At 63.2% G+C, this 16842-nt stretch carries 20 protein-coding genes and 1 pseudogene; 12 read left to right on the forward strand and 9 right to left on the reverse strand.

Translation table 11 applies throughout. The features are described 5' to 3' along the window. The 3 genes from ACR2J1_RS03350 to ACR2J1_RS03360 all read left to right on the forward strand — a co-directional run. The coding region (locus ACR2J1_RS03350; protein WP_434017934.1) for an IS5 family transposase at positions 1-383 on the forward strand (383 nt) is incomplete at its 5' end. Between the two features lie 16 nt (positions 384-399). After that, the gene (locus ACR2J1_RS03355; protein ID WP_434017935.1) at positions 400-612 is read left to right on the forward strand and encodes a hypothetical protein; all 213 of its coding nucleotides are present in this window, start codon (positions 400-402) and stop codon (positions 610-612) included. Between the two features lie 183 nt (positions 613-795). Continuing rightward, entirely contained in the window at positions 796-1368 is a 573-nt protein-coding gene (locus ACR2J1_RS03360; protein WP_434017936.1) for a hypothetical protein, read from the forward strand. Here ACR2J1_RS03360 and trmFO read toward each other — a convergent pair whose 3' ends face one another. Next, positions 1369-2769, reverse strand: coding sequence for a methylenetetrahydrofolate--tRNA-(uracil(54)-C(5))-methyltransferase (FADH(2)-oxidizing) TrmFO (gene trmFO / locus ACR2J1_RS03365; protein ID WP_434017937.1), 1401 nt, complete (start codon positions 2767-2769; stop codon positions 1369-1371). Positions 2770-2991: 222 nt separating this feature from the next. Here trmFO and ACR2J1_RS03370 point away from each other — a divergent pair, with 222 nt between their 5' ends. The 3 genes from ACR2J1_RS03370 (at position 2992) to ACR2J1_RS03380 (ending at position 5014) form a co-directional block, all read left to right on the forward strand. Further along, positions 2992-3528, forward strand: a complete 537-nt coding sequence (locus ACR2J1_RS03370) for a DUF1097 domain-containing protein (RefSeq protein WP_434017938.1) — start codon at positions 2992-2994, stop codon at positions 3526-3528. A 367-nt stretch (positions 3529-3895) separates the two neighbouring features. Next, positions 3896-4072, forward strand: a complete 177-nt coding sequence (locus ACR2J1_RS03375; RefSeq protein ID WP_434017939.1) for a hypothetical protein — start codon at positions 3896-3898, stop codon at positions 4070-4072. Positions 4073-4207: 135 nt separating this feature from the next. Further along, positions 4208-5014: a hypothetical protein gene (locus tag ACR2J1_RS03380; RefSeq protein ID WP_434017940.1), complete on the forward strand. Its 807-nt coding sequence runs from the start codon at positions 4208-4210 to the stop codon at positions 5012-5014. Here ACR2J1_RS03380 and ACR2J1_RS03385 read toward each other — a convergent pair. After that, positions 4989-5266, reverse strand: a pseudogene (locus ACR2J1_RS03385) (DUF3175 domain-containing protein). The gene ACR2J1_RS03380 and the pseudogene ACR2J1_RS03385 sit on opposite strands and share 26 nt — an antisense overlap. A 189-nt stretch (positions 5267-5455) precedes the next feature. On the opposite strand from ACR2J1_RS03385, the gene ACR2J1_RS03390 reads away from it, so the two are divergent. Then, entirely contained in the window at positions 5456-5752 is a 297-nt protein-coding gene (locus ACR2J1_RS03390) for a glutathione S-transferase N-terminal domain-containing protein (protein ID WP_434017941.1), read from the forward strand. Here the strand turns inward: ACR2J1_RS03390 and ACR2J1_RS03395 are convergent. Both ACR2J1_RS03395 and ACR2J1_RS03400 read right to left on the reverse strand, forming a co-directional pair. After that, positions 5672-6436, reverse strand: coding sequence for a potassium channel family protein (locus ACR2J1_RS03395; protein WP_434017942.1), 765 nt, complete (start codon positions 6434-6436; stop codon positions 5672-5674). The genes ACR2J1_RS03390 and ACR2J1_RS03395 overlap by 81 nt on opposite strands. A 78-nt stretch (positions 6437-6514) precedes the next feature. Further along, on the reverse strand, positions 6515-6943 hold the full coding sequence (locus ACR2J1_RS03400) for a hypothetical protein (protein WP_434017943.1): 429 nt from the start codon (positions 6941-6943) through the stop codon (positions 6515-6517). Between the two features lie 362 nt (positions 6944-7305). Between ACR2J1_RS03400 and ACR2J1_RS03405 the strand changes: the two genes are divergently transcribed. Next, positions 7306-7665, forward strand: a complete 360-nt coding sequence (locus ACR2J1_RS03405) for a cupin domain-containing protein (protein WP_434017944.1) — start codon at positions 7306-7308, stop codon at positions 7663-7665. 10 nt (positions 7666-7675) lie between these two features. Here the strand turns inward: ACR2J1_RS03405 and ACR2J1_RS03410 are convergent, their stop codons facing one another. Next, positions 7676-8275 (reverse strand): cysteine hydrolase family protein, encoded by a 600-nt coding sequence (locus tag ACR2J1_RS03410; protein WP_434017952.1) that lies wholly within the window; start codon positions 8273-8275, stop codon positions 7676-7678. A 170-nt stretch (positions 8276-8445) separates the two neighbouring features. Between ACR2J1_RS03410 and ACR2J1_RS03415 the strand changes: the two genes are divergently transcribed. The 3 genes from ACR2J1_RS03415 (at position 8446) to ACR2J1_RS03425 (ending at position 10504) form a co-directional block, all read left to right on the forward strand. Then, the gene (locus ACR2J1_RS03415; protein ID WP_434017945.1) at positions 8446-9405 is read left to right on the forward strand and encodes a polysaccharide deacetylase family protein; all 960 of its coding nucleotides are present in this window, start codon (positions 8446-8448) and stop codon (positions 9403-9405) included. Continuing rightward, positions 9402-10190: a class I SAM-dependent methyltransferase gene (locus ACR2J1_RS03420; RefSeq protein WP_434017946.1), complete on the forward strand. Its 789-nt coding sequence runs from the start codon at positions 9402-9404 to the stop codon at positions 10188-10190. Before ACR2J1_RS03415 ends, ACR2J1_RS03420 begins: the two co-directional genes overlap by 4 nt. Positions 10191-10315: 125 nt before the next feature. After that, entirely contained in the window at positions 10316-10504 is a 189-nt protein-coding gene (locus ACR2J1_RS03425; RefSeq protein ID WP_434017947.1) for a hypothetical protein, read from the forward strand. Between the two features lie 625 nt (positions 10505-11129). Here the strand turns inward: ACR2J1_RS03425 and ACR2J1_RS03430 are convergent. After that, positions 11130-11327: a hypothetical protein gene (locus tag ACR2J1_RS03430; RefSeq protein ID WP_434017948.1), complete on the reverse strand. Its 198-nt coding sequence runs from the start codon at positions 11325-11327 to the stop codon at positions 11130-11132. 26 nt (positions 11328-11353) lie between these two features. Then, on the reverse strand, positions 11354-11641 hold the full coding sequence (locus tag ACR2J1_RS03435; RefSeq protein ID WP_434017953.1) for an HU family DNA-binding protein: 288 nt from the start codon (positions 11639-11641) through the stop codon (positions 11354-11356). Between the two features lie 497 nt (positions 11642-12138). Between ACR2J1_RS03435 and ACR2J1_RS03440 the strand changes: the two genes are divergently transcribed. After that, positions 12139-12552: a hypothetical protein gene (locus ACR2J1_RS03440; RefSeq protein WP_434017949.1), complete on the forward strand. Its 414-nt coding sequence runs from the start codon at positions 12139-12141 to the stop codon at positions 12550-12552. An 88-nt stretch (positions 12553-12640) separates the two neighbouring features. Here the strand turns inward: ACR2J1_RS03440 and uvrA are convergent, their stop codons facing one another. Then, positions 12641-15544 carry an excinuclease ABC subunit UvrA gene (gene uvrA, locus ACR2J1_RS03445; RefSeq protein ID WP_434017950.1) on the reverse strand — a complete coding sequence of 968 codons (2904 nt, stop codon included), beginning with the start codon at positions 15542-15544 and terminating at the stop codon, positions 12641-12643. Between the two features lie 129 nt (positions 15545-15673). Next, positions 15674-16842 (reverse strand): ATP-dependent DNA helicase (locus ACR2J1_RS03450; RefSeq protein WP_434017951.1); only part of this gene is annotated, 1169 nt, incomplete at its 5' end.

The following is a 16842-nucleotide window of genomic DNA, read 5'->3' on the forward strand; positions in this document are numbered from 1 at the left end:
TTCATGCGTTGACGGACGGCGATCTACGTCCTTATGCCTTCCTGCTCACCGGCGGTCAGGTGGCGGACATCAGGGGCGCGGTGGCGCTTCTGACCAGCGTGCCGGCCCCGAAACAACTGGTCGGCGACAAAGGATATGACGCCGATCACCTGCGCGGCTGGCTCGGATCGCGCGGAACGACGCCCGTCATCCCCAACAAGAGAAACCGGAAAAACATCCACCCGTTCGACGCGGTCATCTACAACACGAGGAACGCCATCGAACGCATGTTCTGCCGCCTCAAGGACTTCCGGCGCATCGCAACCCGCTACGACAAGCTCGCCCGCAACTTCCTCGCAAGCGTCTGCATCGCTGCGACTATCGCGTTCTGGATCAATTCCTGATTGAGTCTGGACCCTAGTGCGGCTCTTCTGGCGCTATTGGGCCTGGCTTGCGGCCTTGCCGGTGCTGCTTCTGTTCCTCGCGGTCTATCGGCGCATCGACGACTATGGCGTCACCGAGCATCGCTATGTGATGGTGCTGATCGCGTTTGGATCTTGGTGCTGGCCGCCATTCGCCTCTGGCAGGGCGGCAAGTTCGATCTCCGCGTCGTGCCCGGGCTCCTTGCGCTGATCCTAGTCGCCGCCTCTTTCGGCCCCGGCGGCGCGGTCGGGTTCTCGGTGATGAGCCAGACAGGTCAGCTTCAGCAGATCCTGGCGGCAAAGGGCATGCTCGTCGACGGACGCTTCGTAGCGCGCAAGGCGGGAGAATTCCGACCCTCCACTCGGGCGCTCCAGCGCCCGCGCGCGCAGCCTTGTGTGGTACCTGAACGAGCATCGCTCCTTAGGGATTCTCGCGCCGTGGTTCGAAACGGCCTCGCCGAATCCCTTCGCGGAGGGCAAGACGCCGGAGACGACCGAGCGGGAAGTCATTCTGGCCCTTGGACTGAGGCCCGATCTGTCGCGGACGCCCGGCATCGCCTACTTCACGCATTATTCCGACGTGCCGGTGGCCGTGGTCACCAGGGGTGCCAACTACGTTCTCGGCCCGATCGTGTTTCAACATCTCGGCCCGGTGCCGGCGCCGATACCCTCACAGTCGGTGGCGGTTGAGGGCTTGGGCAATGTGGAGCTGGACCTCGCCGACAATCTGCTCGCCGCACGTGTTGGAACCGGCGACGCCATGAGCTTCAATATTGTCGATGCCGTCATGGAGATCTTTCGGCGAGGGCGGCCGCGAACGTCGGATCAGCGGCCGGTGTCTCTCAAAGACTCTGGCGGCGGCCTGACCGGCACGCTTCTGATCGATAATTTGAACGGTGCCTACGAGGAGCCCAATTTCGATCTCACGCTGCTGCGTTTTTGGCTTGTGCTCAACAAGGCGCCGTAATCATTCCGCCGCGATTGCGGCCGGCTCCGACAACCAAGCTTCGAGATCCGTAAGGGCGCGGTTCGCGAGCGCACGCTTCCGGTCGAGCCCCTTGCTCGCGCGAGAGCCCTTCGCGCGCGGCCCGCTCGGCGCAGCGATCGGGGGGAAGAGGCCGAAATTGACGTTCATGGGCTGGAAGCTCCTCTCATCGCCTTCCGCGCTGAGATGGCCGCCGGTAATGTGATGCAGCAGCGCGCCGAGCGCCGTGCTCGGCGGCGGCTGCGATAAACGTGATCCGAGCCGCTCGGCCGCGGCGAAGCGGCCAGCCAGCAGTCCGATTGCTGCGGACTCGACATAACCCTCAACGCCGGTCATCTGCCCGGCGAAGCGCAAGCGCGGCTCGGCCCTCAGCCGTAGACTCTCGTCGAGCAGCTTCGGGCTGTTCAGAAAAGTATTGCGATGCAGGCCGCCAAGGCGCGCGAACTCGGCTTGCTCCAGTCCGGGGATCATGCGGAACACGCGGGTTTGCTCACCATGCTTAAGCTTGGTCTGAAATCCAACCATGTTCCAAAGCGTGCCGAGCGCATTGTCCTGGCGAAGCTGCACAACGGCATAACAGCGTTCGTCGGGCCGGCGCGGATTGGTGAGGCCCACGGGTTTCATCGGCCCGTAGCGAAGCGTGTCGGCACCGCGCTCGGCCATCACCTCGATCGGCAGGCAGCCTTCGAAATAGGGCGTGCTCGCTTCCCATTCCTTGAAGGCGGTTTTCTCCGCGCTCCCAAGGGCGGTGAGGAACGCCTCATATTGGAGCTTATCGAGTGGGCAGTTGATGTAATCAGCCGTTCCGCCGCCCGGTCCCGGCTTGTCGTAGCGGGATTGGAGCCAGCAAATCTCCATGTTGATGCTGTCGCGATGGACGATTGGCGCGATGGCATCGAAGAAGGAAAGCTCGTCCTCGCCGGTGAGGCTGCGCACGGCCGCTGCAAGCGGTGGCGAGGTGAGGGGACCCGTGGCGACGATGACGCTGTCCCAGGTAGCCGGCGGCAGACCACAAATTTCTTCGCGGACGACCATCACGCGCTCGTGCGCCTCGAGCCGCGCCGTCACTTCGGCAGCAAAGCCCTCGCGATCCACGGCCAAGGCACCGCCCGCAGGCAGCTTATGCGCATCCGCGGCCGCCATGATAAGAGAATGAGCCCGGCGCATCTCCTCATGCAGAAGCCCCACCGCGTTGGTCGACCATTCATCGGAGCGGAAGGAGTTGGAGCAAACGAGCTCGGCGAGAGCTTGCGTTTGATGCGCGTCCGTCTGGCGCAAGGGGCGCATCTCGTGCAGCGCCACGGAGACCCCGCGCTCAGCCAGTTGCCACGCGGCTTCGCTGCCGGCGAGGCCGCCGCCGATGACATGAACCGCACACTTCATGAGCCTAGCTAGTCCCGCATCGGGCTGGGATTCAAGCGGCTTGGGTCAGCGTTCCTGGTGATGAAAGAGGCAAAATGGCGAATCTTTGTTCAAAGTCTGGCGACTTTCCGCTAGACTCTGATTCGGAGTCGAGTCACTGGCCAAAATAGGGGGCTCCATTCTCAGAGCCGGTAGAGCTGCCGGCATCGGCACCTCACCCGCTCGCATAATCAAGGGGGTGAAATGTCGCTCAACACAGCTTTAGCCATCAGTCTCGGTATTCTAGGCGCCATCGCTACGTGGCTGTTTCTCGGGCCATTGGGCGGCGCGCTCGCCATCTGGGCGGCCTTTATAGCCTGGGGCTGCTTCTTCCATTGCGGTGGTAAGGAACAGGGCCTGCAAACGACCATTATCTGTAACGCTGTGGGCGCTGTCGTTGCTGGCGTTACGCTCTACATCGCCACCCAGACCGGGCTCGGCGAAACAATGACCCTGCCCGTTTGGGCGGGCATCTGCGTTGGCGTTGGCGTCGCCGTCATGGTGCTGCTGGCCAACATCCCGATCCTCTCCAACATCCCGGCGCAAGTCTATGGCTTCGCGTGCGTCGTGGCTCTGGTGCTGCTTGGAAACGCTGCTGGAAACATCATGGCCGGGTCTCTGGCCAATCCCGTGCTGGTCATCATCCTCTCCATGATCGGCGGGGCGGTGTTCGGCTACGTTTCCGAGAAGCTTGCAGGCATGTTGGTGGGCATGGGCGATCGCGCCCACGTCAAGGCCTGAGCTGCGAATTGAAACCGCGGGCGCGTTCGTCCGCGGTTCCTTTATTGCCCGGGATCTTGAATGCCGCAGGCTGCGTTAGACGCCGACCCCGCAATCGCGAGCGTAATCACCTGACTCTTGCGCAGCGCGACGACGAGCAACGGACGCGGTTGCTCCGGCGCCGCCGGCAAACGACGCCCTGAGCGCCGATGCCGCCGCCGCGACGGCGATCAGCATGGACTGCGACCGGGGAACCCTCCGCGTTAACATCGTCGATCCCGAAATTTCGAGGATGTCCGGGGGCGGGCAGAATTTTAACGGCGTTGCTCTATTTTTACGGATTCGGCGTCCCGCGGCCTGTCTGGGCCAGAAACTCTAGGAGGCGAGCATGAATGGCGATCGCTACAGCTTTGGCGCCGAGGGCGCCAAATATGGCATCAGCTTTGGCACGGCGCTCGCGATTGCGATCTCCTACACCACCAACCATTCCATCGTGTGGGCCATTATCCATGGCATCTTCAGCTGGTTCTACGTGGTCTATTTCGCCCTCGTCCGCGGAGAGTAGAAATGCGCACGTGGTAAATCGTCCGTAAGCTGATTAGGTGCGTTTCAGCAACCTTTCTGGCCACCCCTCCTTGCTCTCTTGCGGCAAAGCTGTGCAAGCTCTCGCGAGCCCGCGCGTCCGAGTAGAACGGTTGTCATGTCATCAGTCATCGTTGCCTGGAATGGAAGATGCCGCGAGCCGCAATCCCGCTATCGACTGCTGGGTTATCTGCATCGCCTTGGATCGCTGAGTGACGCCTATCTCCGCACGCAGGAGCCGGAACGGCCCCCTCTTGCCGATGTGCAGAACGGGCAGGGCGTTCTAACACGGGCCAACGTCGAAAGCCGCGATCATCCGATCGCCGGCAACATCGTCATCTCCAGCGACATCATCGAGGACGCGCCCACCTTTCCGCATCGCGCCCACGTAGCAGGACTGCCGGTCATCGAAAACCCAGACAAGCCCGGGCTGCATCTGACAACGTTGCGCAGGGCGCATCTTCGCGGCCTCGATCTCCGACTCTACGACCCGAGGCAGCTTAATCCTGGCGCGGACCGCATGAGCTTTGTCTTCCTGGAATGCCCGGATCACCCTCTGCTCGATGGGCGTCTCGTCCGGGTCCGGAGCCCGCAACAGCGCGAAGGTCATGAAGCCGCGATGATCCGGAATGCGGACGCTTATCTGGACTGCCCGCAGATCCAGCTTCATTCCTATTTGGAAGATTGGACCGACTGTCTGTTCTCCTGGATGAAATTCTTCTTGATCGGCGATCTGTGGTGGAAGCGTTGGGAGGAGTTGCAGGGATACAGCGACTACCGCAGTGTGTTTTCGCAAATTCAGACCGAGCGGGGGCAGGAAGCCGCCGAGGAGGCGACCTTCGACGCGCTGCTCGCAACGTTCGCGCAGCATGCCCAACATTGGAGCGAAGACGTGGCGATCAGGGCGCGGGGCGGACGCGGCTAGGCTCTACGCCGAGGGTTTCTTGCAGAAGGCCTCGCTCGCGCTGGGCCTCGGATAAATTCTTGCCGGCGCGGTTGATGTAGAACACGAGCAGCGACATTGCCGATCGGAACGGGTCGGCCTTGCGCGCGTCAGCGACCGCGCAATCTCTTTTGGGTCCTTGAGCGTAAAGACGCCTTGCTCGAGATTGAGAGCATCGGAGTGCTCAGTCACGTCCTGCGACCAGCGATGTTCGGATTTGCCTTTCTGAGTCATGACCGCTCCTTCGCTCTATCCGGTCAGCGCCAGCTGCCGCGCTTTCAGAGCCGGTACGCTGGTGTGAACGTCACAGGCGCGAGAAAGGTTCAGGTTTGCGCTGTGTCGGTACTGGACAACGACTGCCGCCTTTTCGTCGCAGAAATAGGGGACGAACAAGGGGAAACAACGCGAACGAAGGAGGCCAGCATGGCCGCTCTGACGCTCTATCATGCCATTCCCTCGCGCTTCTCGATCGTGCGCTGGATGCTCGAGGAAATCGGCGAGCCGTACGAGTTGGAGATTCTGAATCTGAGCAAGGGCGAGCAGCTTGGTCCCGACTATCTCGCGATCAATCCCATGGGCAAGGTGCCGGCCCTGAAGCATAGCGGTTATCAACGAGGCCGCCGCCGCGCGCCGCGCTCCTTAGAACTGACCCTCATCCGGAATATTGAGGAGCTTGCCGCAAGCCTTGCAGTGCACGGCATCGGCGTCGTGCCGCTGTAAGCCGCAATCTGGGCATGCGAAGCGAACCTTGTGCGGGCGGAGCAGTGTCTGGAGCAGGCGCAGAAACAGCGTGACGCCGAAAATCATGATGAGGACGGCGATAAGTTTACCCAACGATCCCTGCAGCGTGATGTCGCCGAAGCCCGTGGTTGTCAGCGTCGAAATGGTAAAATAGAGCGCGTCAACATAGTTAGCGATGTTCGGATTCTGCCAGCGCTGGGTCTCGTACACGACGCCCGTCATGATGAAGAGGAACACGCCGAGATTGACGACGGCGACGATTGCCTCCTCGTTGCGGCGGAAGAAAGAGCTGTCGGCGCGGAGCCGCGCCACGAGCTGGTAGGTGTGCAGCAGCCGCAGCGTGCGCAGGATGCGCAAGAAGCCGAGGCCTTCGCCCGTGACAGGCGCGAGGAAGGAGAAAATGGCCACCACGTCGGCCCAGGTAGAGAGATGCGTGAACTCTCGTAACGGGCGGTCGCTGACATAGAGCCGAGCCAGGAAATCGGTGAGGATGACCACGCCGAAGATCAGGTCGAGCCATTCCAGCCACGGCGCTCGCGCTGGCACGAAGGATGTGGCGACGATGAAGAGGATGGTGACGATGTCGAAAACGAGCAGGCCGATCCGAAACCGATGCGCTGTCTGGCTCTTGCCGAAATAAAGAAGCCGCAGCCGCTCGCGCAAGGACGGTTCGTCATTCGCCGCGCTGCTCTTCCTCGGCGGTCGAGATTTTGCTTTGGTCGCGGTCTTTGCGGCCACGGGCTACGCTCGGAGCGTGGAGAGCAGGCGCAGGATGAGCGCCGTGCCGAAGCCCCACACGCCGTTGAGCATGAGGCCAGCGACGAAGCGCGGCCAAAGCGCGGGGATGGCCTCGCCCTTCAGGGGCGCCACGACATAGAAGGCGACGATCGTGAGCGCGAAGGCCCCGACGACAATCCAGCTCCCCCAATACGCCGCGCCGGTGAGCTGTCCCAAAATCACGGCAAGGACGGCGCCCCACAGGCCACCCCAGAACGCCTTGGAGATCACCGAGGGCGCGCCGTAGGAGGGAATGGGATCGAGTGGCCACGCCGGCCGATCGAGCGGAATGAGCCCGATCTGGTTGAACACATACCAGAGGCTCTGGTGGAACAGGAGCGTGGCGAGAAAGCCGGCGACGAACCCAAGGATGAGAAGCTTCACGAGCGTCATGCATGGTCCTCCCTCTTGGCTGCCATGTTGCCGGGGATCATTGAAAGCGCAAGAGCGAGCATGCTCACGTTTCTGTGGCGCAGAATTGAAGCGCCCGCGCACGTGCCTTGACGGCCCGCTTCGCGCATTTCGATTCGAATGTTGTGAAGCGTCGATACGCGCGAATAACCGGAAATAGCGGCAGCGCACTGGTGCCAAGCCACTCAGGATTATTGTCCCTCCAGTCTCACCAGGGAGGAACGAGATATGGGCTCCGCAGCCGTTGCGAAACTGACACCCACGAAGTCCACCGACGGCAACGCCACGGTGGTCGCCTCCGAGACGCTTCCGCGCACCAAGTTTGGGGGGAGACCGACCCGGCCGTGCGCTGGCAAGGCGCTTTCGCGATCTATGGCGGTGAGGGCGGGGCGACGGCGTCCTCCACCATCGTCTACCAGATCGAGCCCGGCGGCCCCCTCGGCTGGCACACCGACGCCACCGAGGAGACGCAGTATATTATCGCGGGCACCGGCAAGCTGTATCTGGGGGATGGCACCACACACGAGGTTCGACCCGGCGTCTTCGTGCTGCAGACGCCGCTGCGGCTTGACCTCGAAAATACCGGCAAGGAGACCCTGAAGGCCGTCGCCTTCTTCGCCGCCGCCATGTTCACGCAAGATTTCGACCAGGTGATGCTGCCGCCGAAGAGCCACATCCTTGGCACTCCGAACCGCGCGGGCTGACGGACATGCGCTAGTCGGGGACATCGCTGCACCGTGGAACCACCACGGCGAAAAGATCGCCCAACGCCGATAGGCTTGCCGCTTGGAGGGAAGCAGCCGGAACCTCTTCGCCGGAGCCCGAGCCCGGCAGCGGCCGCGTGGCTGTTGCACCGGCGACGACGGTGTTGGCGTAGCCGTGGTTGAACGAGGCCCGGGCGGTCGAGTTCACGCACATATGCGTCATGAACCCCGCATAGACCACGTTCTTGACGCCGAGCCTCTTGAGCTCCGCGTCGAGCGCGGTCTGTTCGAACGCGCTCGGGAACTTCTTTACAATGACGGTCTCTCCTTCGATCGGCCTCACCGCGTCGGCGATCTGCCCGATTGGCGCGGTAATGTCGTACGGGGTGCCTGCACCCGAGTCGTGCATGATGTGAATCACTGGGCGATTGGCGGCGCGGAAACGCTGAAGCAGTGCCGCCGCCTCGTTCAAGGCCGGCTCCACGCCCACGAGCTGCATAACCCCCTCGCGATAGGTCTGCTGGCAGTCGATCAGCACCAGCGCACTCTCGGCGATGGAAGAGGGGTTTGGCGTCATGCCTGTGAGTTCGCGCAAGGTCGGTCCGGCCATATGTCCTCTCTCTTTCTGGGTGTGCGCCGCAGTGTAGCGCAAACGTCGCGCAAAATGGACATGCGTCTTCTTGCCGTGACGCGCGTCCATCTTAGTCAGCGTGGTACGGCCATCGTTGGTTGCCAATGGCGGCGGAGTGGGGCATTTTTCCTTCCATGCCTGGAAACTTGGTGATTTCGCTGGATTTTGAGCTGCTGTGGGGGGTGCGGGACCATTCCACCCGCGAAACCTATGGCGCCAATGTGCTAGGCGGCCGCGCCGCGATTCCCGCCATGCTCGAGCTTTTCGAGAAGAGGGGCGTGCATGCGACCTGGGCCGTGGTTGGCGCGGTGCTCTGCGAAAGCAAGGACGAGCTTCTGGCACGACTGCCGGCAGACGGAGCGACCGGTGCGGCACCGCTCGCTAATCTCGACGAGATCGGCGATGACGAGCGTCACGATCCCTATCATTTCGGCGCCAGCCTCGCGCGGCTCGTCGCGTCCTGCCCGGGACAGGAGCTCGGGACGCACACCTTCTCGCATTTCTGTGCGCTGGAGCCGGGACATTCCGTCGGGACGTTTAGGGACGATGTCGGCGCGGCGGTCACGCAGCTGAAAGACTGGGGCATCGATTGCCGCTCGATCGTCTTTCCGCGCAATCAATACGCACCTCCACAGCTCGACGCCTGCCGGGAGCTCGGCCTCACGCATTTTCGCGGCAACGAGGACAGTTGGTTCTACGCAGCCGCGCCCGGCGCGGACCAGACCAAGGCGAGGCGCCTCTGCCGCCTGCTCGACTCTTATGTCGATCTCTCGGGGCCGAACGTGGCGAGGAGGGGAGACGCGGTGACGCCGCTCGTGGATGTGCCGGCGAGCCGCTTCCTGCGCCCCTATCATCGCAGATTGCGCGGCCTGGACGGACTGCGCCTGCGCCGCATCGAGACCGCCATGGCGGCAGCGGCCGCGACCGGCGGGACGTTTCATCTCTGGTGGCACCCGGAGAATTTCGGCCGCGACCTCGACGACAATATGAGCTTCCTGACCAAGATCCTCGATCCCTATGCGAGGCTTCGCGACGAGAGCGGCATGGCGAGCCGGACGATGTCCGAGATGCTGGCATTGACAAAGACCGAGAGGCGGCTTCCCGCATGACATCCAAGATAGACTGGTCCCGCAGGCGTGCCGTCGCCGTGCATGACGAGACCGCGCGCATATTCTCCGCCGAATATGCCGACACCAACCCGTTCGACTCGCCGTTCCGTTACGGCCGCCATCTCATCGACCAGGTCTGGGCGAAGAACGTCGCGGAGCTGCCGCGCGGCGCGCAATGTCTCGATATCGGTTCGGGCATCGGCGCCTATATGGCCCGCCTGCTCGCGGCCGGCTTCGACGTCAAAGGCATCGAGCCGAGCGAAGAGATGCGCCGGCTGGCCGCAGACCATGTCCCGGCGGAGCTCGTTTCCGACGGCTCGGTGCTGGACCTCTCCGCCTTCAAGGATAGCCAGGACTTTGTCTACGCCATCGAGGTGTTTCGCTATCTCGACGGCGCGGACAATCAAGCCGGGCACCGGCAGATCTACGACGCGCTGAAGCCGGGCGGCGTCTATTTCGGCACCTATGTAAACCGCTGGGCCTTGGACGGTTATCGCCAGGTGGTTGGCCTCCGCCGCCTCAAGACCGCGCTCGGGCTGACACCGCCGCGCTATCACGTGGAGTTCGAGACGCCTTCATCGCTGCGCGCGAAGCTGACTGCGGCCGGCTTTCGCGATATCGAGATCAGGGGGGCGATGTTCGCCCCCTTGCGGCTTGCGCATAAAGCCGCTCCACGGCTCGCCACGGCACTCGGCCAGCGCACCATGGCGCGGGAAGGCTGGCTCTCCGACCGGCCCCTGACGCGGCCCTTCGCAGGGCACCTCATCGCCAACGCGCGGCGTTAGCCACGCTTTTCGGGAGAGCTTGAGGTTGCGACGGAACCTCTTGTAAACGGGCCCTCTTGTAATAGGTGTCCGCGGCAATATGTCTATATGTAGGCCGTCGAACCGAATGGTCCTGGAGAACAGACTTGAAGTGGCTCCTGATCGTCTTGATGCCCCTGGCGCTCGCAGGCTGCGTGACCGGGCAGGACTCCGCGCTTCCCATGGCGCTCGGCCCCAGCGACACCGCGCAGGCGTCCTGCATCGGCGATAAAGACGCGCCCGCCTTCGATTGCAAAAGCGCCGGCGCGCCGACCCTTTCCCAAACGACAGAGTAGTTCTCAGCGTCATCCTGAGTGCGAGCGCAAGAGAGCGTGGCTTCGCCGCGGCAATCGCGCGAAGGCCGGTCAAAGAGCGCCCGTCCCAATTGGCTCCCTTAACAGCGAGGACTGCGCGCGGCGGAAATCGGTGAAGGCCGAGCAGGCAGCCGAACGCGCTCGCGGCGCTCCGGCACGACGACGATTCGGCAAACACGGGAAGGCGGAGATCGCTATGCTGGAGAGCGTCATGCCAACTCGGCGGAGGAGATGCTTATGAGCGAAGACCGTAGCGTTACGTCTGGCTGCAATGGGCTGCCGGGTCGCTGCTGATTTCGGCGGCATGGCTTGGGCCCGCGCTGGCACTGAAATGCCAGACAAGTTCGGGCAGCTGTTACGATACCAGGACGAAGGAGTATCGCAAGTGCACGACGAAAGTCTGCACGGACGAGACGGGGACCGTCGTGTCGACGGAGACGGTTGTGGAAAAGCAGGGCGTCGGCCCCCCAAGCGGAAAGTGTCCGCACCCGGGGCCCCGGCGACGGGGGGCGCCAGGCTAACAGGCGAAGGGTAAGGCGACAGCCCGCCACGCGGCAATTCCGACAAGCAGGCGGTGTACAGCTCGCCGGTATGACGGCGATGTCCGCTAGGTTTTCGCCAACAGCGCCTCGCGCTCCTGCATCAGCACGTCGAGCTTCGCCTGCTGGTCGGCGATGCGGTCGGCGTTGCGCTCCTCGTCGGCCGCGCCGGAATAGGCGGCGGCCTGCTCCATGAGCTGGCGGAGATTGTCCTCGACGATCTGGATGCGCCGGTCGATCTCCGCCAGCCCTACGTCATCTACCATCACGCGTTCCTATTCTGAGCGGCGCTTTAGAGCGCGTCTTTCGCGGCCTTCACAGGGCGCGCCTTGAGCGTCTTGCGGGCGGGCTTCGCCGCGAACGTGGTCGGCTCTTTCGTGAACGGGTTGATGCCCTCGCGTGCCTTGGTGGCTGGCTTCTTGACGACGATGAACTTGGCGAAGCCGGGCAGCATGAACTCGCCGGTCTTCTTCAGCTCCTTGTAGCCGTGGGCCGCCATCGACTCCATCACGGCCTTTACGTCCTTCTTCGATAGCGACACTTCGTCGGCGATTTTCTGGATCAGCTCTGACTTCGACATCATGCGCGTGTTCTCCCTTAAATTATGAAGCGGTCGGCCGGAACGGTTCTGCGAGTGTTGGGGCTTATCTGCCGCTTCCCGTCGGCTCTATTGCACACAACGAATTCTGACGAATGGCCGATTCGGACGCCATTGTCTGTAAAAAACCCGCAAAATCCAGTGCGAAACGCGTGCGACGCGGGATAATGCCGCGCCTCTCGGCCCGTTCCGGGCGTCCAGGAATGAAAAACGTGGATGGCCGGGACAGGCCCGGCCATGACAATCGGGGATCGGCAAGGATGCGGGAAAGTCCCGCCACCCCCGTCATCGTTCGGCTTGACGAGGAAGAGCAGGCTCGACTGGCGATCAATCCTGCGACAGGAGACCTGGTCATCAAGGCAATTCCCCCCGACTTCGAACTTACTGCGCAGTGATCGCAGGATTTGCGCCCGCCAGGTCGCGCAATTCCTTTTTTTGACACGTTTGGGCATCACTGAGAATGGCTAAAGGGACGCTTCATGGCCGAGGTTTTCACGCTGGTGGAAAGCGTGCTTGAGCTTGCTTCCAGCACCAAAAACTTCCTGTCGGCTGAGCCACGTGCTCCGAAACTGAACCGAAGCGTCACTCGGGCTCTCCGCGCCCTCTATTTCACACCTAATGGTGTTTTGAGTCTTCTGAAGCAGATCGAAGATGGGCAAGAACCAGATTCAGATCGCACACGCGAGGTGCTCGTTGAATTTAACGACAAAGAATGGAGAGTGAGGGAGAGCTTAGAAGCATTGGACTTTGACCATCTCCGACATCAACTAGGACTGACGCTAGACAGACTGGAGATGGTCCGGCTTGGGAAGCTTAGCCTGCGGCGCGAAATCCAGGAGGAAATCAATTATTATTGGCGACCTCGAGCTGCGCCTAATAAAGAGAAAAAATAAGCAAATTAGTGGCTTTGATAGAGCAGCTGAACCTCGAAATCGAGAATGTAGAAAGCTAGTGAATGTCGAGGCAACGAGCGTTAGCTGCTCACTCCGCAGCCTCAGCGGCTGCGGCGCGCTTGGCCCTGGAGCGCCCTCGGCGGTCCAGCACGGGCTTGAGATGCTGGCCTGTATAGCTCGCCTTGATTTTCGAGACGTCTTCCGGCGTGCCGACGGCCACGATCTTGCCGCCGCCGTCGCCGCCTTCGGGGCCGAGATCGACGATCCAGTCCGCGGTCTTGATGACCTCCAGATTGTGCTCGATGACGACGACCGTGTTGCCCTGGTCAACCAGCTCGTGCAGCACTTCGAGCAGCTTCGCCACGTCGTGGAAATGCAGGCCCGTGGTCGGTTCGTCGAGAATGTAGAGCGTGCGGCCCGTGGCGCGCTTCGACAGCTCCTTGGAGAGCTTGATGCGCTGCGCCTCGCCGCCCGACAGCGTCGTCGCCTGCTGCCCGACATGGATATAGCCGAGCCCGACGCGCTTCAGCGTCTCCAGCTTGTCGCGCACGGAAGGGACGGCCTTGAACAGCTCCGCGGCCTCCTCGACCGTCATGTCGAGCACGTCTGCGATGGACTTGCCCTTGAACTTGATCTCCAGGGTCTCGCGGTCGTAGCGCTTGCCCTTGCACACGTCGCAGGTGACGTAGATGTCGGGCAGGAAGTGCATCTCAATCTTGATGACGCCGTCGCCCTGGCAGGCCTCGCAGCGGCCGCCTTTGACGTTGAAGGAGAAGCGGCCGGGCTTGTAGCCGCGCGTCTTGGCCTCCGGGAGCTCGGCGAACCATTCGCGGATCGGCGTGAAGGCGCCGGTATAGGTCGCGGGGTTCGAGCGCGGCGTGCGCCCGATCGGCGACTGGTCGATGTCGATCACTTTGTCGAGATGCTCGATGCCTTCGAGCGCGTCATGCTCGCCGGGCAGCGCGCGCGCGTTGTTGAGCTTGCGCGCGACCGCGAGATAGAGCGTCTCGATGAGGAAGGTGGACTTGCCGCCGCCCGACACGCCGGTGACGGCGGTGAAGAGGCCGAGCGGAATGTCGACAGTGATGTTCTTGAGATTGTTCTCGCGTGCGCCCTTGACGGTGAGCTTGCGGCCCTTCGACGGCTTGCGGCGATCGTGTCGCATCGGGATCTGCCTGAAGCCGGTGAGATATTGCCCGGTGAGGCTGTCGGGATTGGCCATCACCTCGTCGGGCGTGCCTTCGGCGACAACCGCGCCGCCATGAATGCCGGCGCCGGGACCCATATCCACGACATAGTCGGCCGTCAGGATCGCATCCTCGTCATGCTCCACGACGATGACCGAGTTGCCGAGATCGCGCAGCGCCTTCAGGGTTTCCAACAGCCGTGCATTATCGCGCTGATGCAGCCCGATGGAGGGCTCGTCGAGAACGTAGAGCACGCCCGTGAGGCCAGACCCAATTTGCGAGGCGAGCCGGATGCGCTGGCTCTCGCCGCCCGACAGCGTGCCGGACGCGCGCGCGAGGGTGAGATAGTCGAGGCCGACATCGTTCAAGAAGGCGAGGCGTTCGCGGATCTCCTTCAGGATGCGGCTTGCGATCTCGTTCTGCTTCTGCGTGAGCTTGCCGGGCAGCGCCTCGAACCAGGCGGCGGCGTCGCGGATCGACAGTTCCGTGACCTGGCCGATATGGAGCCCTGCGATCTTCACCGCGAGCGCCTGCGGCTTCAGGCGGTAGCCGGTGCAGGCCTCGCAAGGCTGGTCGGACTGGTAGCGCTCCAGCTCCTCGGTGACCCAGGCCGACTCCGTCTCGCGCCAGCGCCGCTCGATATTGGTGATGACGCCCTCGAAGGGCTTCGCGGTGGAGTAGCGCCGGATGCCGTCGTCATAGGTGAAATTGATCTCGTCGTCGCCGGAGCCGTACAGGATCACCTCGCGGAACGCCTCCGGCAGATCCTTCCACGGCCGCGTCATCGGCTGGCGGTAGGCACGTGCGAGGGACTCAAGCGTCTGCTGGTAATAGGGTGAGGTCGCCGACGTGCGCGCCCAGGGCGCGATGGCGCCGCGCGCAAGGCTCAGATCCTCGTCCGGCACGACGAGGTCGGGCTCGAAGAAGAGTTCGGTCCCGAGCCCGTCGCATTCCGGGCACGCGCCGTAGGGATTGTTGAAGGAGAAGAGGCGCGGCTCGATCTCCTCGATAGTAAAGCCAGACACGGGACAGGCGAACTTCGCCGAGAAGATGATGCGCTCGGCCGCGCCCTTGGCCGGCGCGTCGGCGAACTCGGCGATGGCGATGCCGTCATCCGCAAGCCCAAGCGCGGTCTCGAACGAGTCCGCAAGCCGCGCGCTCATATCAGGACGCACCACGATGCGGTCCACGACGACGTCGATATCGTGCTTGATCTTCTTGTCGAGGGCAGGCGCCTCGGCGATCTCGTAGAACCTGCCGTCGACCTTCACCCGCTGGAAGCCCTTCTTCATCAACTCGGCGAAGTCCTTCTTAAACTCGCCCTTGCGGCCGCGCGCGATCGGCGCGAGCAGATAGAGCCGCGTGCCGTCGGGCAGCGCCAGCACGCGATCGACCATCTGGCTCACGGTCTGGCTCTCGATGGGCAGCCCGGTCGCCGGCGAATAGGGCACGCCGACCCGCGCCCAGAGCAGCCGCATATAGTCGTAGATTTCGGTCACGGTGCCGACCGTGGAGCGCGGATTCTTCGAGGTGGTCTTCTGCTCGATGGAGATGGCGGGCGACAATCCGTCGATATGGTCGACGTCCGGCTTCTGCATCATGTCCAGGAACTGCCGCGCATAGGCCGACAGCGACTCGACATAGCGGCGCTGGCCCTCGGCATAGATGGTATCGAAGGCGAGCGAAGACTTGCCCGAGCCGGACAGGCCGGTCAGGACGACAAGCTGCTCGCGCGGCAGGTCGAGCGAGACATTCTTGAGATTGTGCTCGCGCGCGCCGCGGATGGAAATCGACTTGGAAGTCATATTATTGGCAATGTCGGGGTGGCCGTGCCTCTGCGCAAGGCTTAGTCCCCGGGGCCTTTTGCGGCAAGGGCCGGGGTCAGGGTGGAGACGCGCCTAAAGGCGCTCCTCACGTGACGGGGGCGTTACCGATTAGAGCAGGCCGAGCTTTTTCAGGCGGGAACGGATCGCGCCGGGCTTGCGCCCGAAGGCGGTGGCGATGGCGTCGATCGCCTCGCCGGCCTGATGGCGGCGCTTGAGGTCTGCCTCGTCCTCGTCTCGCCAGGGTGCATAGGCGCTGGCATGCGTCTCCCGCAACCGCTCCACCTCGTAGCTTTTCGGATAGTGGGAGACGCGGGTCGCCCCCGGCTTGTCCCCACCCGACGCACCGCTTCCGCCGGCGGATTCCAGGAAGGCCGCCTGGCGCGAAGCAAGATCGCGCGCAGGCATGGCGTGGAGGTCGCGCGAAGCATCCTCTGATGCCGCGCGGAAGGCGGCGTCCTTCTCGACGGCGGCGCGATGCACCCGCAACGCCCGCTCGTTGAGGCCAAGGAGATGCAGGCCGGACAGCGCCCGCACGCGCGACAGGGCCACGTAGCCCTGGCCCAATTCGAAGGCGCGGGAGAGGTCGATGACGGCTTCGTCGAGCGACATGCCTTGGCTCTTATGCACGGTGATCGCCCAGGCGAGCCGCAACGGGATCTGCGTGATACTGGCGCGCTCCTTGCCGTTCTCCTCGATCTTCCACGTCGCAGGCTCGGCAACGATACGGCGGCCGGCCCGCGTCCTGACGGTCGGCAGCCCGGTCTCGGCGTCGAACTGCTCCACGATTCCGAGCGTGCCGTTCACGAAGCGACCGCCGGCATCGTTCTTCGTGAACATCACGACCGCGTCTTCCTTGAGCTCCAGACTGGCCGGCGACAGGCAGCCGCGGCCAAGCGCCTGCACGAAGGGGTCGCGACCTTTCGAGGTCATGGCGAATTGCCGCGTCTTGCCGCGCAGCTTCGCCAGTTCCTGCTGGTTGATGTCGTCGACCGAGGCGTTATGCGTGAAGAGGCGCGTGCAGTCGTCCGGCAGCGCGTCCCGGCCGATCATCCGAGCGGCGAGGCGGTCGCGCTCGGTGCCCGTGCAGCGATTGGCGCGAATCGCGGCAAGCACGCTTAAAAAGGCCTGATCGTTTTGGCGATGCTGTTCTGAGAGATAACAGACCATCGGCGCGAGATCCCGCCAGGCGGGGGAGGCGTGGGCGAACATCGCGCCGAAATTCTCCGCCGCATCGCCGAAGGGCAGGCTCGCGGCATGATCGTTGCGCCGCACCACCG

The sequence above is a fragment of the Methyloceanibacter sp. genome, from assembly GCF_050999895.1.
Lineage (GTDB): Bacteria > Pseudomonadota > Alphaproteobacteria > Rhizobiales > Methyloligellaceae > Methyloceanibacter.